The organism is Pararhodobacter zhoushanensis (assembly GCF_025949695.1).
Lineage (GTDB): Bacteria > Pseudomonadota > Alphaproteobacteria > Rhodobacterales > Rhodobacteraceae > Pararhodobacter > Pararhodobacter zhoushanensis_A.
The window spans coordinates 3,735,813-3,750,479 of sequence record NZ_JAPDFL010000001.1; the positions used below are offsets into that span (position 1 = coordinate 3,735,813).

Here is a 14,667-nt window from a genome sequence, read left to right on the forward strand (position 1 = left end):
GGGTTTCTTGGCAGGGGGTTTCGGGTTTCATCGGTTTTGCGGGTCGCCCCGTCAAGAGGGGATCACGCGGCGATCCAGCCGGTCTTCACCGCGCTTGCCCACTCATCGCGGCCCTGCGCCGTGGCGCGCGCGGCCATGCGGCGGCTGTCATAGGGAACGCGGCGGAACGTCACCTCCCAGCCGAGCGGCGTCTGGTCGAGCAGCGCATAGCTTGCCTCGGGGAAACCGGCCTCGACCGCATGCGGCACCGGTTCGGCATCGGTATAGGCCGGACAGCCGACGCTGCCGGGGTTCACCACCTGCCGCCCGTCCGGCAGGCGCAGGGCGCGCGGCAGATGCGAATGGGCGCACAGGATCAGCTTGGCCTCGATCCCGGCCAGCAGCCGCGCGATGGTCGGCGCATCCCGCTGCGCGACGCCGCCATCGGGCGTGATGCGCTCGCACAGATAGGTCTCGTCACTGGCGGGCGTGCCGTGGCAGCAAAACACATCGGCAAGGCGCAGCGTCTGCGGCAGACTGGCCAGCCAGTCCAGCGCCGGGCCGTCCAGCTCATCCGCCGCCGCCGCATCCGAGCGCCCCATCGTGGCGCGCGGGGTCTCCAGCAAATAGCGGTCATGATTGCCGCGCAGGCAGTCAAACTCAGGCCGCGCCGCCAGCAGCGCCCAGGTCTCACCCGCCGCCAGTGGCCCGCTGAAGTGATCGCCCAGCACCACCACCCGGTTCGCCCCCTGCCCCGCCAGATCCGCCAGCACGGCACGAAGGGCGTCGGCGTTGCCGTGAATATCGGCCAGCGCCGCGATCCGCATCAGCCCCAGAGCTCCGCCACCGACGGGTGCACACCGGCTTCGTCATAGGCCAGCGGCGGGGTGCGATCCTCGGCCAGCAGCAGCGGGCCGTCCAGATCGACCACCTCAACCCCCTGCGCCACCAGCACCGCCGGGGCCATCGCCAGCGAGGTGCCGACCATGCAGCCGACCATCACGCGGTAGCCCTCGGCCTGCGCGGCGGCGCGCAGCGCCAGCGCTTCGGTCAGCCCGCCGGTCTTGTCGAGCTTGATGTTCACCATGTCATACTTGCCTTTGAGGTCAGGCAGCGAGTCGCGGTCGTGGCAGCTCTCATCGGCGCAAACCGGCAAGGGCCGCGCGATCTCGGCCAGCAGATCGTCCTTGCCCGCCGGCATCGGCTGCTCGACCATCGCCACGCCCAGACGCAGCAGATGCGGCGCCAGCTCGGTGTAAACCTCGGCCGACCAACCCTCATTCGCATCCACCACAATGCGCGATCGGGGTGCGCCCGCGCGCACCGCCTCCAGCCGCGCCATGTCGTCGGGCGTGCCCAGCTTGATCTTCAGCACCGGGCGATGCGCATGCCGCGCCGCCGCCGCCTGCATGCTCTCAGGCGAGCCCAGCGACAAGGTGAAACAGGTGATCATCGGCCCCGGCGCGGCCAGCCCGGCCAGTTCCCAGACCCGCTTGCCCGCTGCTTTCGCCTCAAGATCCCACAGCGCACAATCCACCGCGTTGCGCGCCGCCCCCGCCGGCAGCGCGTCCTGCAGGGCTGCCCGGTCGATCCCGGCCGGCAAGCCCTCGACCTGTGCCGCCACCGACTCCAGCGACTCGCCATAGCGCGCATAGGGCACGCATTCGCCCCAGCCGACCAGACCGTTGCGCTCCACCCGAACCGTCAGCACCTTTGCCTCGGTCCGCGACCCGCGCGAGATGGTGAACACCTCGGCCAGTCGAAAGCTCTCTGCGGTCACGGTGATCATGCGCACCCTCATTTTCTGTCTAAAAATATCCACGGGGGGTTTCCAAAGGGGGCGCGTGCGCTCCCCTTTGGCGAGGGGGTTCGGGGGCGAGCAGCCCCCCGACACGACGCTCAGATCCCCTCGAGCGCGTCCACCAGCTTGGCCGCGCCATAGCGGAACGGGTCCGTCGTCGGCAGGCCAACGCGCGCCTCGACCTCGGCCAGATAGGCCTTGGCTTCAGGGTCGGACATATGCTGCGTGTTCACCGACACACCCACCGCCACACAGGCCGGGTTCGCCACCCGTGCCAGCGTCAGCGCCACGTCGCGCACGGCTTCGATGCTGGGCAGCTGATAGCCCGGCAGACCGCGCATATGGGCGCGGGTCGGCTCGTGGCAGATGACCAGCGCATCGGGTTGGCCGCCATGCACCAGCGCCAGCGTCACGCCGGAATAGCTGACGTGGAACAGGCTGCCCTGCCCCTCGATCAGATCCCAATGGTCGGGGTCGTTGTCCGGCGTCAGATACTCGATCGACCCCGCCATGAAATCGGCGATCACCGCATCCAGCGGCACGCCGCCGCCGGTGATCAGGATGCCGGTCTGGCCGGTGGCGCGGAAGCTGGCCTTCATGCCGCGCTCACGCATTTCCTTTTCCATGCACAGCGCCGTGTACATCTTGCCGACCGAGCAATCGGTGCCCACAGCCAGCATGCGCTTGCCGCTGCGCTTTTCGCCATTGGCGATGGGGTATTTGACCGACGGGATGCGCACGTCATGCAAGGTACGGCCGGTCGCCTTGGCGACAGCGGCCAGATCGGCCTCGTCGCGCAGCAGGTTGTGCAGGCCCGAGGCCAGATCGAAGCCCTCTTCCAGCGCCTCGACCAGCACCTTTTTCCACATCTGACTGATGACCCCGCCGCGGTTGGCAACGCCGATCACCACGGTCTTGATGCCTGCTGCCTTGGCCTCGGCCAGCGTCATGTCGGGCAGGCCCATGTCGGCCTTGCAGCCGTCCAGCCGCAACTGACCCAGCGCGTATTCCGGGCGCCAGTCCTTGATGCCTTGCGCGACCTTGGCGGCCAACATGTCGGGCGCATCGCCCAGAAACAGCAGATAGGGGGTTTCGATCATAGCGGACTCCATCGCGCAGGTTCATCGAAGAATGCCGCGAGGCGCGGTGAATGTCTTTGATTTCTTGCGCCAATATGGCGGCTGATATCGAAGATTGTTCGATCTTTCAGCAATACCGCAGAAGAAACGTGCAGCGCGTCGTCAAGGGAGGATGAAACTGCCCAGAATGCCATTCTCGCGCAGCGTTTCCATCAGCTCGGCCAGCGGGATCAGCGCCAGAAAACCCAACGCATCGGCCAGGTTGCGGCGAAGGACCAGGGCGTTGAAGGTCACGTCATCCGGGGTCCGGAACAGCGACGGCTTCGGCCAGATCCGGGGCACACGCTGGGCATAACGATCATAGTCGGGTGCAAATTCGGCGCGCAGGAATGCCTCTTCGCGCGCCGCCGTCATGCTCAGGATCACAAACGCCACGCCCCCCAGTAAGGCCGCCAGCACAAAGGAACCCAGCATCAACCCCAGCCCGATCGCGCCGATGGTGGTGCTCAGATAGAGCGGGTGACGACACATCGAATAAGGGCCGTCCTGCACCACCTGATTATTCTTGCGCCCGCCGATATAGAGGATCGACCAGAACCGCCCGAGCACCGCCGCAACCACGACCAGCGCGCCGACCACCTCGAACACCGGCTGCAGCAGGGTGTCAGACCAGGCTGACTGCATGAAGACGATGAAAGGGATGCAGGCCAGCGCCACCCCCCGCGCGATCCACACGCGGATCTTCTGGTTTACAGGCTTTACGGTGGCTTGGGTCATCACGGATCCTCTCGCTGAGCGCCCCACCGCATAGACCCGCTTGTGTCGCTCCGTCAATCGAACCGATGTCGCGCGTGCTGCGCAGGCAGCATCGCGCCTCGCAGGTGCAGAATCCCCCTTGCGCACATGTACGCAACATTATATCCACCGCCACGAGTCAAACGTAATATCCTTACTCAAGGAACTGCATGTCCTTTCGCATCCAGCCCCCTCGCCCGCCCGTCCCAACCGTTGCCAACTCTTCGGCCCCGGCTCGCGGACTGCGCTGTTCGAGAAAATGGCGGCATCGGCGGCGGATGTGATCAATCTGGATCTTGAGGACTCGGTTGCGCCGTCGGACAAGGACAGCGCGCGCGCCAATATCATTCAGGCCACCCATGACGTGGACTGGAACACCAAGTATCTCAGCGTGCGCATCAACGGTCTGGACACGCCCTATTGGTACAAGGATGTGGTCGATCTGCTGGAGCAGGCCAGCGACCGGCTGGACCAGATCATGATCCCCAAGGTCGGCTGTGCGGCGGATGTCTATGCGGTCGATGCGCTGGTGACGGCGGTTGAGCGTGCCAAGGGCCGCACCAAGCCGATCAGCCTTGAGGTGATTATCGAGAGCGCTGCGGGCATCGCCCATGTCGAAGAGATCGCCGCCTCGTCCCCCCGCTTGCAGGCGATGAGCCTTGGCGCTGCGGATTTCGCCGCGTCGATGGGGATGCAGACCACCGGCATCGGCGGCACGCAGGAAAACTACTACATGACCCGCGAGGGCGCGAAATACTGGTCCGATCCGTGGCACTGGGCGCAGGCCGCCATCGTCGCCGCCTGCCGCACGCATGGCGTGCTGCCGGTCGATGGACCGTTCGGCGATTTCAGCGATGGCGACGGGTTCCGCGCGCAGGCGCGCCGTTCGGCAACGCTGGGCATGGTCGGCAAATGGGCGATCCACCCCAAGCAGGTCGCGCTGGCCAACGAAGTTTTCACCCCGTCCGACGAGGCCGTTGCCGATGCCCGCGCCATTCTGGCCGCGATGGAAGAGGCCAAGGCCAACGGTCAGGGCGCGACGACCTACAAGGGCAAGCTGATCGACATCGCGTCGATGAAGCAGGCCGAAGTGATCGTGAAACAATCCGAGCTGATCGCACGCGGTTAAGCGCGGGACAGAGGTACCGAGGCCCGAAGCCGGGGAGGGCTGGCGGGCTACGGAGGAGGGACGCGCGCCGGGCAACCGGCGCGCGTCTTCCGTTTTGCGTGCTGTAAGTCTGGCATTTAAGCGATGTTGAAAAACGTGCAGCGATACTGCTCGCTGCCGACTACCAAGCGCTTAAATTGTTGAAAGAGTCTAAGTCAGCGCCCGCACCGGCTGCCGCAGGATCGTCTTCAGTTTCTCGGGCGCGGTGCGGTTGGGGTCGGACAGGTAGATCTCGTGATGCTGCCCGTGCAGGGACAAACCCTGCTCCGCCGCCTGCGCGTGCATGCGGGCAATCAGTGGGGCCTCGTCAGCGTAAGCCCCCAGATGCAGGGCCTGCAGGCACTCCCCCTCGTCCACAGCCTTAAGCGTCACCTCGGCCAGCGCCTCTGCCACTTCCGGCTTGTCCTTGCGCCGCTTGGCAATCGCCGCCGCGCGCAACGGCGTCAAGGTTGCCTCATCCAGCCAGCCCGGTGCGCGGATCATCATTGTCCAGCGCCACACCGCCCGGTCGCCGGTCAGAAACGCCGCCATGTCATCGGCCCACCACAGCCCCTCAAGCGGACCGACCTTGTCGTCATGCCCCCGTGCCTTGCCCGCAAACCGCGCGCCATAGGCCAGACCATAGAGTGCGGCCACGGCGGTGCCATAGACGTCCCCACCCGGCGCGCCCTGCCCGTCGATGGCGAAATAGCGCAGCGGCGGCACCTGAACGCGCTGGATGATGCCGGGCTTGCCGCCGAGCAGCGGGTCTTTGCTCATGCCCGGTCCTCCAGCGGCAGCAGGATGTCGGTGCGCAGATCCTCGGGCGCGGTGTTCATCGGCGTGTTGAGGTAGAACTCCCACGACGGCGCATCCCGCATCGCTTCGCCGCTTGCTGCCAGCCAGTCACCAAAGAGCCACTCATACGCCAGACCAAAGCCGGTATAGGGCCCCTTGAACGCCATGCACGCATGGCGGCCCCCGGCAATCGACAGCTCATCCAAGCCAACGGGCAGCGGCAGGTCCGCATCGACGATCACGCCGGCGAAGCTGCGCAGCGCTTCCGGCGCGACAATCGACGGGTCATCGAAATAAACACCCACCAGACCGCGCGTCTGCTGCCACAAGTCCAGCGCCGCCAGTTCGGCGCTCAGCTGATCATAGGCCGCGCCGATCTGCATATAGGGGCCGGTGAACGGCAGGCCGATGGCCCGCCGCGCGGTCTCGTTGGTGATGGTGACTGGAAACATACTGTGTCCTTCCTGTCCAATGGCCCTGAGTTTCAGCGGCAGCGCCTGCCCCGCCTTGCGGAAATTGCCGGGTGTGATGCCATACGCCGCCCGAAACGCACGGGTGAAACTGGCGGCATTCGCATAACCACACGCCCGCCCCACCGCTGCCACCGGCGTATCGCTGCGCGCCAGCGCATGCGCCGCGCGGTTCAGGCGGACGCGTCGAACGGCCTCGGACACGGTCTCGCCCGTCATCGCCGCAAAGACCCGGTGAAAGTGGAACCGTGACAATGCCGCGACGTCTGCCAGTTCATCCAGCGAGTGCTCGCGCGCCGGGTCATCGTGAATTGCCGCGTAGACTCTTTTCAGTCTTGCTTTGTAATCAACCGTCATTCACACCTCTCTTGCGGCGTTCTGGCATAGCCGTCCTGTGCATGTCTTGCTATTCTTACCCTATACAGCGCCGCCCTCGGAGCGTATGGGGGCGGCTTGTGTTTCAAGGATACCGCCACATGACCGCCGCTCTTCCCCCCTTCCCGCACCGCTCGCCCGTGCCTTGGCCGAAAAAGGCTACGAAGCTCTGACGCCGGTGCAAGCGGCTGTGGTGGACCCTTCCGTCGCGGGCAAAGACCTGTTGGTCTCGGCTCAAACCGGGTCGGGCAAGACGGTAGCCTTTGGTCTGGCGATGGCCGACAACATGCTTGATGACGGCGGCATGCTGCCCCCGCCCGACACCGCGCGCGCGCTGGTCATCGCGCCGACGCGCGAACTGGCGCTGCAGGTCCGCCGCGAGCTGGAATGGCTCTATGCCGAAGCCGGTGCCGTGATCGCCAGCTGCGTTGGCGGCATGGATGCCCGGTCCGAGCGCCGGGCGCTGGAGCGGGGCGCGCATATCGTCGTCGGCACCCCCGGTCGTCTGCGCGACCATATCGAGCGCGGCGCGCTGGATCTGACCACGCTGACCACGGCTGTGCTGGACGAAGCGGACGAGATGCTGGATCTGGGCTTCCGCGAGGATCTGGAATTCATCCTGAAAGCCGCCCCCGAAGAACGCCGCACGCTGCTGTTCTCGGCGACGGTCCGTCCCGAGATCGAGCGTCTGGCCCGCACTTATCAGCGCGACGCGCACCGCATTGCCACCGAGACCTCGCGCGAAGCGCATGGGGATATCTCGTACCGCGCGCTGATGGTCGCGGCCGAGGAATCCGAGCGCGCCATCGTCAACGTGCTGCGTTTCTATGAAGCGCCCAACGCGCTGGTGTTCTGCAAGACGCGTGTGGCGGTGAATCATCTGACCGCCCGCCTGTTGAACCGTGGTTTCTCGGTTGTGCCGCTGTCGGGCGAACTGGCGCAGGAAGAGCGTTCGCGCGCCCTGCAAGCGATGCGCGACGGGCGTGCCCGTGTCTGTGTGGCCACCGACGTGGCGGCGCGCGGCATCGACCTGCCGGGTCTTGAACTGGTGATCCACGCCGATCTGCCGTCTAACAAGGAAACCCTTCTGCACCGTTCTGGCCGTACCGGCCGCGCCGGGCGCAAGGGAGTCAGCGTGCTGATCGTCCCGTCTTCGGCCCGCCGCAAGACCGAACGCCTGCTGAACATGGCCGCGCTGGATGCTGAATGGGCCTCGGCCCCGACGGCTGCCGAGGTCTCGGCCCGCGATACCGAACGTCTGCTGACCGACCCCATTCTGGGCGCCGCCGAGCAGGCCGACGAGATGCCCATCATCACCATGCTGACCGAGCGTTTCAGCTCGCGTGAGCTGGCCGCTGCCGTCTCGCGCTTTTACTTCGCCGCCCGTTCGGCCCCTGAGGATGTCGTTGCCGTGTCGGCGGATGGTGCCAAGCCGCGCGCCCGGACCGAGTTCGAGCGCAGCTTCTGGGTGCGTCTGGGTGTTGGCCACACGGGTCGCGCCGAAGCCCGCTGGCTGCTGCCGATGCTGTGCCGCAATGGCGATCTGACCAAAGCCGACATCGGTGCGATCCGCATCTACCCGGATTACACGCTGGCCCAGCTGCATGACGATTGCGCCGAGCGTTTCTGGAACGCGCTGGGTGAGGCCCGCTCGCTGGAGCAGGAAATCCCGGTGGAACCCGCCGAAGCCCCGGCTGAAGGCGACCGCCCGGCCCCGCGTCCGCGTCCGGAAGGTGACCGCCCGTTCAAGGCCCGTGCCCCGCGCGAAGACGGCGAGCGCGCCTACAAGCCGCGCGCCCCGCGTGAGGACGGCGAACGCCCGGCCTATACGCCGCGCCCGCCGCGAGACGATGCCGAACGTCCGGCCTACAAGCCCCGCGCCCCGCGTGATGATGCGGATCGCCCGGCCTACAAGCCGCGTGCGGCTGGTGAGGGCTCTGAGCGCCCCGCCTACAAACCCCGCGCCGCTGCGGGTGAGAAAAGCGACCGCCCGGCCTATAAGCCGCGCGCCGCTGGCGAGAACAGTGACCGGCCCTACAAGGCCCGCGCCCCGCGCGAGGATGGCTACAAGCCCCGCAGCGCCGATGGTGACCGCCCCTACAAGCCGCGTGCGGCTGCTGGCGAGGGCTACAAGCCCCGCTCGGCGGATGCCGATGGCGAGCGTCCGCGCAAGCCCCGCGCCGCTGCGGGCGAAGGTGCACCGCGCACGGCGAAATACGCACCGCGTCCGGCGGGTGAGGGTGCAAAACCCGCCCGCCCGCGCATCGACCCCGATGCCGCGCGCAATCCTTCGGCCCGTCTGGGCAAACCGCCCGCACGCAAACCTGCGGGCAAGCCGACCGGAAAACCGGGTGGCAAACCCTTCGGGGGCAAGCCGTCAGGCTCGGGTGGTCCCGGCGGCAAGCCGTTTCGTCCGAAAAGCTGATTAAGAAAGGGGGCCGTTGGCCCCCTTTTTCGTCTCTCAGACCGAGCGCACGCTGGGCACCCGCCGCGCCTTGCTGGCCGGTTCCAGCATCAGCGCATGCAGCGCCCAGACCAGTGCGTCCAGCCGGTCGGGGCTGCCCTTGCCCTGAAAACCCTTGGTGGTCATCAGCGCCATCTGCTCTTCCAGTTTGGCCAGACCGGCCACATGTCTGACCCGGCCTTGCTCGTAGAGCGCCGCCACTGGCTCGGCACGCGCCTTCTTGTTGGCCGTCGCATGCACCTGCGTCACCGGCACCAGCGGGTCCACGCTGCGCAGCACGCTTTCCACCAGATTGCCGCCCTGATTGACCTCGGCCACCAGCCGATCGGCCCCGTGTCGGTCCATCGCCGCTATCGCGGCCACGGCCCATTGCGTCGGGCTGGTGGCGCGGATGCTGGCGTCTTCCAGTACCACCGCCCGCCAGTCCTTGACCGGGCCTTTCGTCATCGCCCCGACCACGACGATCCCGCACAGGTCCGAGCGTGGCCCGGCACTGACCGCCGGATCGACGGCCACCACAACGCGGGTGAAGTCGGGCAGGCGCTCGGCCCGGCACTTGGCCAGCAGCGAGACGGGAAACAGCGTGCCCTCGGCATCCTCCAAAAGCTGCCCCTCCAGTTCCTGCCGCCCCAGATGCGAGCCGCCATAGCGCGCCTCGACCTCGGTCAGAAACGACGCGGCCAGAAAGGCGCGGTTGGCGGTGGTGGGCGCGCGGGTCACCTTGGTCGAGGGCAGAGCCAGCACCTCCTTGAGCACCCCCTGCGCGCGCGGTGTGGTGGTCACCACGCAGCGCGGGTCATCACCCAGCCGCAGTGCAAACTGCAGCTGATCCCAGACCTCTTCGGATTTTTTCCACTTGCCCAGTTCATCCGCCCAGGCGGCGTCGAATTGCGGCCCACGCAGCGACTCGGGCGCATGGGCCGAGATGCAGTGCGCCACCGCCCCGTTCGGCCAGACCAGCCGCTTGCGCGTGGCTTCCCATGTCGGGCGGCGGTCGGGTGGCGAGCAGGCCATGATCCCGCTATCGCCAAAGATCATCACCTCGCGCACCTGATCCAGCGTCTCGCCGACCAGCGCCACGCGGCGCGCCACACCGGGATCGCGCGGCCCTGCCCCTTCGACCTGCGCGCGCACCCATTCGGCCCCGGCGCGGGTCTTGCCCGCGCCGCGCCCCCCATGCAGACCCATGTCCGCCACGCGCCCTCAGGCGCGCGCTGATGGGGCAAGGCCCAGAACTCAAAGAGCCAGGGCAGCGCCGTCAGGGCGCTGTCACTCAGCCCCGCCAGAAACGCCTCGCGCAGACTGTGCGGTGCGCAGGCAAGCCATTCGGCGTCGCACCTCGGCGCTTGCGGCGGCGAGATCCAGCTCTCCGTCCCGGGGTCCTGACGGCTCGGTGATCTTCTCAAGTTTCGCGCGTTCACTGAACACTGCCTCCAATGCCTTGCGCAGGGCGGCCATCGCCGACGCAAGATCGCGCGCCGGTCCCAGATCCCCTGCCTTGATACTCTCGATAACCGCATCCAGCTCTGCACCGCAGGCAGCCAGCTGCCGTTCCGCCTGCGCCACAAGGTGGCGCGGCGGGTCTTCCCCCGGAGGGGTCTTGCCGTTTGTCATCGCTTTGTTCCGCTGCTTCGCTGCCCGTGCGAGCAAAACGAAAACGGCCCGGGGAGGACCCGGGCCGTTGTTCATTTCTTCCAGCGTGCGAAAACTACTACACTTTAGCGTGCAAAAAGTCAATCCGGGCGCGCAACAACGCCCCCGGGATAGTCGCTAAAAGTTTAGTTATCCGGCTGCGCTTCCAGCCGCCGCCAGCGCGCGACGTTATCGTTATGCTCGGCCAGCGTCACCGCAAAGGCATGCCCGCCCGTCCCGTCGGCGACAAAGTAGATAAAGTCAGTCTGGTCCGGGTTCAGGACCGCCTCGATGCTGGCGCGGCCCGGGTTGGCGATGGGTGTCGGCGGCAAGCCGTCGATGCGGTAGGTGTTATACGGCGTGTCGGCGTTCAGTTCGGACCGGCGCAACCCGCGTCCCAGCACCCGCTGACCCAGCGTGATGCCATAGATCACCGTCGGGTCCGTCTGCAGCCGCATCGGCACGGCCAGACGGTTGAGGAACACGCTGGCCACCACGCGCCGCTCTTCTGGCACGCCGGTTTCCTTTTCCACGATCGAGGCAAGGATCAGCGCTTCTTCGGGCGTCTCGAAGGGCAGGCCTTCGACCCGGTTCTCCCACGCCGTCGCCAGAATCCCCGCCTGCCGCTCTTCCATATCGGCGATCAGGGCGGCCCGGTCAGCCCCGCGCCGGACCTCGTAGCTGTCGGGGGACAGCACGCCCTCAGCCGGAACCTCGGGGATCGTCCCCTCGAGGAACTCGGCCGTGTTCAGCGCATTCCAGATCTGCCAGCTGGTCGCGCCCTCGGCCACGGTGATGCGGAAGCGGGTGTCGGGCAGGTTGGCAACCGTCTGATATTCAGCGGGAAACTCTTCGGTCTCCAGCGGCAGCGTCACCGCTTCTTCAAAGCGGTTGGTCGCCGGGTCCAGTTCGCGCACCAGATAGCTGACCTGCGTCACGCCGATGCGCAGCACCACCTCGGTCCCGCAGGTCGAGGCGCCGCCGCGCGTCACGATGTCGAGGATCTCATCCATCGACGCCCCGGCGGGCACCAGATACGAGCCGAACCGCAGCCGCCCGTCGCGCCCGTCGTATTGAGCGCCGATACGGAAGATCATCGGGCTGCTGACGGCCTCTTGCTCATCGAGCGAGGCCGCCACTGTGCGCAGGTTTGCCCCCTGATCGACGCGCAGGCAGATCGCCTCGGTCAGCGGTCCCTGCGCGACAAAGGCGCGCTGCCCCATGGCCACGACACCCCCCAGCACAACAAACGCCACGATCAGCAGCGTGAAGACATTCGCAACGACGTGCTTCCACATCAGGGGCGGACCTTGCCCATCACAAGGCTTGCGTTGGTGCCGCCAAAGCCGAACGAGTTCGACAGTACGATGTCGATCTTGCGCTCACGCGCGGTGTTGGCCACCAGATCCAGACGCGGCGCCACAGCGGGGTTGTCCAGATTGATCGTCGGCGGGGCGATCTGGTCGCGCAGCGCCAGAATGCAGAAGATCGCCTCAACCGCGCCCGCAGCGCCCAACAAGTGCCCGATGGCGGATTTGGTCGAGGACATCGTCGCCTTTTCCGCCGCGTCGCCCAACAGGCGCTCAACGGCGGCCAGCTCGATGGTGTCGGCCATCGTGCTGGTGCCATGCGCGTTGATGTAGTCCACGTCGGCCGGGCTGATGCCCGCGCGGGCCAGTGCCGCCGACATGCTGCGGAACGCGCCGTCGCCGTCTTCAGCGGGCGCTGTGATGTGATAGGCGTCGCCTGACAGGCCATAGCCCAGGATCTCGGCATAAATCTTTGCGCCGCGCGCCTTGGCGTGCTCGTATTCTTCCAGCACCACGATGCCCGCGCCCTCGCCCATCACGAAGCCGTCGCGGTCGGCGTCATAGGGGCGGCTGGCGGTTTCGGGCGATTCGCCGCGTTTGGTCGACAGCGCCTTGCAGGCGTTGAAACCCGCGATGCCGATCTCGCTGATCGGGGATTCAGCCCCCCGGCGACCATCACATCCGCGTCACCCAGCATGATCAGCCGCGACGCATCCCCAATGGCATGCGCGCCGGTCGAGCAGGCAGTGACGACCGAGTGGTTCGGGCCCTTGAACCCGTAGCGGATGCTGACATGGCCCGAGATCAGGTTGATCAGCGCCCCGGGGATGAAAAACGGCGAGACCCGCTTGGGGCCGCGTTCTTTGATCAGCAGCGCCGTTTCGGCAATCGTCGAAAGACCACCGATCCCCGAGCCGATCATGACGCCGGTACGCAAGCGGCCCTCTTCATCCTCGGGCTCCCAGCCCGAGTCGCGCACGGCCATGGTCGCGGCGGCCATGCCGTACAGGATGAAATCATCGACCTTGCGTTGCTCTTTGGGCTGCATCCAGTCATCGGGATTGAACGTGCCGTCAGTGCCGTCGCCGCGCGGAATTTCGCATGCGTAAGTCGTCGCCAGATGACTGGCGTCAAAACGGGTGATTGTCCCGGCACCGGATTGACCGGCAATCAAGCGTTTCCAGGTCTCTTCGACCCCGCAGGCCAGCGGTGTCACCATTCCCAGACCCGTCACCACGACTCGGCGCATTTGTCATCCTCCGACTAGGGCTTCGCTTTGCGACATATACATTGTTTAGCGTCGGGAAAAGCCCGACCGCAATGGGTGGCGGAACCCTGCCCGCTGGCGTGCCGCCCGGCGGACTGCTAAAACCGGGTCCAAGCACCGGGCACCCCGGCTTTTGCCCCTCACCTTGCCCCCAGTACGCCGGGGGTGAATTGGCCGCATGGCCAAGAGGGGCTGGCCCCCTGCCCGGCCGATACCGACGCAACGACGAAAGGAAATCCCATGTTCGACCTCAGCGGCAAACGCGCCCTGATCACTGGCGCTTCGGGCGGCATCGGCGCCGCCATCGCCCGCGCGCTGCATGCCGCCGGGGCCACTGTCGGCCTCTCGGGCACGCGCGAAGAGCCGCTGCAGGCACTGGCCGCCGAACTGGGCGCGCGCGCCTATGTGCTGCCGTGCAACCTGTCGGACCCGGCCGCCGTCGAGGCCCTGCCCAAAGCCGCCATCGAGGCGATGGGCGGTCTGGATATTCTGGTCAACAACGCCGGCATCACCCGCGATCAGCTGTTCATGCGCATGTCCGATGACGAATGGGCCTCGGTGCTGGACGTGAACCTGACCGCCACCATGCGCCTGTGCCGCGCGGTCATGCGCCCGATGATGAAGGCGCGCTGGGGCCGGATCGTCAATATTTCCTCCATCGTCGGGGCCACCGGCAACGCCGGTCAGGTCAACTATGCCGCGTCCAAAGCGGGCATGATCGGCATGACCAAGTCGATTGCGGCTGAAGTCGCCTCGCGCAACATCACCGCCAATGCCGTCGCGCCGGGCTTTATCGCCACGCCGATGACCGACAAGCTGACCGACGACCAGAAGGCCAAGATCAACGGCCAGATCCCCGCCGGCCGCATGGGCACGCCCGAAGAAATCGCGGCAGCGGTGCTCTATCTGGCCTCGCCCGAGGCGGCCTATGTTACCGGGACCACGATTCATGTGAACGGCGGCATGGCGATGCTGTGACGCCGGGGCGGGTCGCAGACTCACCCTCGACAGCCGGGCCTGCAAAGCGCAGGGTGACAGGCAGCGTAAGGGGGTGGCGGGACTCCACCCCCAGCCGTTGAAATCCACGGTTTTCAACCCCAACTAGAGTCTCGCAGGGCACCGGAAGGGGCTCACAACGCGGTGAGGGAAAGCGTTTGCCTATCTGCCGGCTTGTGCTATAGGCGGCGCTGATTGAGCCGGGGCCTGCCCGTGCTGGTCCGGCCCGCCGCCTTGTTCGCCGTCGCGGCCGTCACAGCTTGCGAGAGCCAATTCAACATCAGGGCGGGTTCCGCCGAACGAAAACGAGGACAGAACATGAGCGATATCGCTGATCGCGTTAAGAAGATTGTGGTCGAACATCTCGGCGTCGAGGAAGACAAGATCACCGAGAACGCGTCGTTCATCGACGATCTGGGCGCTGACAGCCTCGACACCGTCGAGCTGGTCATGGCCTTCGAAGAAGAGTTCGGCATCGAGATCCCCGATGACGCGGCCGAGAACATCCAGACCTTTGGCGACGCGGTGAAATTCATCAGCGAAGCGGTCTGAGG

At 66.5% G+C, this 14,667-nt stretch carries 11 protein-coding genes and 3 pseudogenes; 4 read left to right on the plus strand and 10 right to left on the minus strand.

The window, feature by feature from the left end:
* Window positions 1-62 precede the first annotated feature (62 nt).
* The 4 genes from OKW52_RS18575 to OKW52_RS18590 all read right to left on the minus strand — a co-directional run bounded on the left by OKW52_RS18575 (window position 63) and on the right by OKW52_RS18590 (window position 3,636).
* On the minus strand, window positions 63-806 hold the full coding sequence (locus OKW52_RS18575; protein WP_264507022.1) for a metallophosphoesterase family protein: 744 nt from the start codon (window positions 804-806) through the stop codon (window positions 63-65).
* Complete coding sequence (gene dgcA, locus OKW52_RS18580; protein ID WP_264507023.1) at window positions 806-1,768, minus strand: N-acetyl-D-Glu racemase DgcA; 963 nt, start codon at window positions 1,766-1,768, stop codon at window positions 806-808. Before dgcA ends, OKW52_RS18575 begins: the two co-directional genes overlap by 1 nt.
* Window positions 1,769-1,878: 110 nt before the next feature.
* The gene (dgcN, locus tag OKW52_RS18585; protein ID WP_264507024.1) at window positions 1,879-2,880 is read right to left on the minus strand and encodes an N-acetyltransferase DgcN; all 1,002 of its coding nucleotides are present in this window, start codon (window positions 2,878-2,880) and stop codon (window positions 1,879-1,881) included.
* Window positions 2,881-3,021: 141 nt separating this feature from the next.
* The gene (locus tag OKW52_RS18590) at window positions 3,022-3,636 is read right to left on the minus strand and encodes a methyltransferase family protein (RefSeq protein ID WP_264507025.1); all 615 of its coding nucleotides are present in this window, start codon (window positions 3,634-3,636) and stop codon (window positions 3,022-3,024) included.
* A gap of 188 nt (window positions 3,637-3,824) precedes the next feature.
* Here OKW52_RS18590 and OKW52_RS18595 point away from each other — a divergent pair.
* Window positions 3,825-4,783, plus strand: a pseudogene (locus OKW52_RS18595) (L-malyl-CoA/beta-methylmalyl-CoA lyase).
* Window positions 4,784-4,972: 189 nt separating this feature from the next.
* Here the strand turns inward: OKW52_RS18595 and OKW52_RS18600 are convergent.
* A complete protein-coding gene (locus tag OKW52_RS18600) occupies window positions 4,973-5,581 on the minus strand; it encodes a GyrI-like domain-containing protein (protein WP_264507026.1) in 609 nt (202 codons plus the stop codon).
* Window positions 5,578-6,426: an AraC family transcriptional regulator gene (locus OKW52_RS18605; protein WP_264507027.1), complete on the minus strand. Its 849-nt coding sequence runs from the start codon at window positions 6,424-6,426 to the stop codon at window positions 5,578-5,580. The genes OKW52_RS18600 and OKW52_RS18605 overlap by 4 nt, the downstream gene beginning before the upstream one ends.
* Before the next feature lie 85 nt (window positions 6,427-6,511).
* On the opposite strand from OKW52_RS18605, the gene OKW52_RS18610 reads away from it, so the two are divergent.
* The gene (locus tag OKW52_RS18610; protein WP_264507028.1) at window positions 6,512-8,869 is read left to right on the plus strand and encodes a DEAD/DEAH box helicase; all 2,358 of its coding nucleotides are present in this window, start codon (window positions 6,512-6,514) and stop codon (window positions 8,867-8,869) included.
* A gap of 36 nt (window positions 8,870-8,905) precedes the next feature.
* Here the strand turns inward: OKW52_RS18610 and OKW52_RS18615 are convergent.
* From OKW52_RS18615 to fabF, 4 genes and pseudogenes are all read right to left on the minus strand, one after another.
* Window positions 8,906-10,209, minus strand: a pseudogene (locus OKW52_RS18615) (DNA-packaging protein).
* A complete protein-coding gene (locus OKW52_RS18620) occupies window positions 10,178-10,522 on the minus strand; it encodes a hypothetical protein (protein WP_264507757.1) in 345 nt (114 codons plus the stop codon). The pseudogene OKW52_RS18615 and the gene OKW52_RS18620 overlap by 32 nt, the downstream one beginning before the upstream one ends.
* A 164-nt stretch (window positions 10,523-10,686) precedes the next feature.
* Window positions 10,687-11,838 carry an endolytic transglycosylase MltG gene (gene mltG, locus OKW52_RS18625; protein ID WP_264507029.1) on the minus strand — a complete coding sequence of 384 codons (1,152 nt, stop codon included), beginning with the start codon at window positions 11,836-11,838 and terminating at the stop codon, window positions 10,687-10,689.
* Window positions 11,838-13,099 (minus strand): annotated as a pseudogene (gene fabF, locus OKW52_RS23335) (beta-ketoacyl-ACP synthase II). The gene mltG and the pseudogene fabF overlap by 1 nt, the downstream one beginning before the upstream one ends.
* Window positions 13,100-13,357: 258 nt before the next feature.
* Between fabF and fabG the strand changes: the two are divergent.
* Entirely contained in the window at window positions 13,358-14,095 is a 738-nt protein-coding gene (gene fabG, locus OKW52_RS18640) for a 3-oxoacyl-[acyl-carrier-protein] reductase (RefSeq protein ID WP_264507031.1), read from the plus strand.
* A 336-nt stretch (window positions 14,096-14,431) separates the two neighbouring features.
* Window positions 14,432-14,665, plus strand: coding sequence for an acyl carrier protein (locus tag OKW52_RS18645; RefSeq protein ID WP_068304285.1), 234 nt, complete (start codon window positions 14,432-14,434; stop codon window positions 14,663-14,665).
* Window positions 14,666-14,667: the final 2 nt, after the last annotated feature.

What these genes read in the sequence shown, in the direction of transcription:
- fabG (WP_264507031.1), top strand. Translation starts at nt 13,358, where the DNA reads ATGTTCGACCTCAGCGGCAAACGCGCCCTGATCACTGGCGCTTCGGGC.
- OKW52_RS18605 (WP_264507027.1), bottom strand. Translation starts at nt 6,426, where the DNA reads ATGACGGTTGATTACAAAGCAAGACTGAAAAGAGTCTACGCGGCAATT.
- dgcA (WP_264507023.1), bottom strand. Translation starts at nt 1,768, where the DNA reads ATGATCACCGTGACCGCAGAGAGCTTTCGACTGGCCGAGGTGTTCACC.
- OKW52_RS18645 (WP_068304285.1), top strand. Translation starts at nt 14,432, where the DNA reads ATGAGCGATATCGCTGATCGCGTTAAGAAGATTGTGGTCGAACATCTC.
- dgcN (WP_264507024.1), bottom strand. Translation starts at nt 2,880, where the DNA reads ATGATCGAAACCCCCTATCTGCTGTTTCTGGGCGATGCGCCCGACATG.
- OKW52_RS18600 (WP_264507026.1), bottom strand. Translation starts at nt 5,581, where the DNA reads ATGAGCAAAGACCCGCTGCTCGGCGGCAAGCCCGGCATCATCCAGCGC.
- OKW52_RS18575 (WP_264507022.1), bottom strand. Translation starts at nt 806, where the DNA reads ATGCGGATCGCGGCGCTGGCCGATATTCACGGCAACGCCGACGCCCTT.
- OKW52_RS18610 (WP_264507028.1), top strand. Translation starts at nt 6,512, where the DNA reads ATGGGGGCGGCTTGTGTTTCAAGGATACCGCCACATGACCGCCGCTCT.
- mltG (WP_264507029.1), bottom strand. Translation starts at nt 11,838, where the DNA reads ATGTGGAAGCACGTCGTTGCGAATGTCTTCACGCTGCTGATCGTGGCG.
- OKW52_RS18590 (WP_264507025.1), bottom strand. Translation starts at nt 3,636, where the DNA reads ATGACCCAAGCCACCGTAAAGCCTGTAAACCAGAAGATCCGCGTGTGG.
- OKW52_RS18620 (WP_264507757.1), bottom strand. Translation starts at nt 10,522, where the DNA reads ATGACAAACGGCAAGACCCCTCCGGGGGAAGACCCGCCGCGCCACCTT.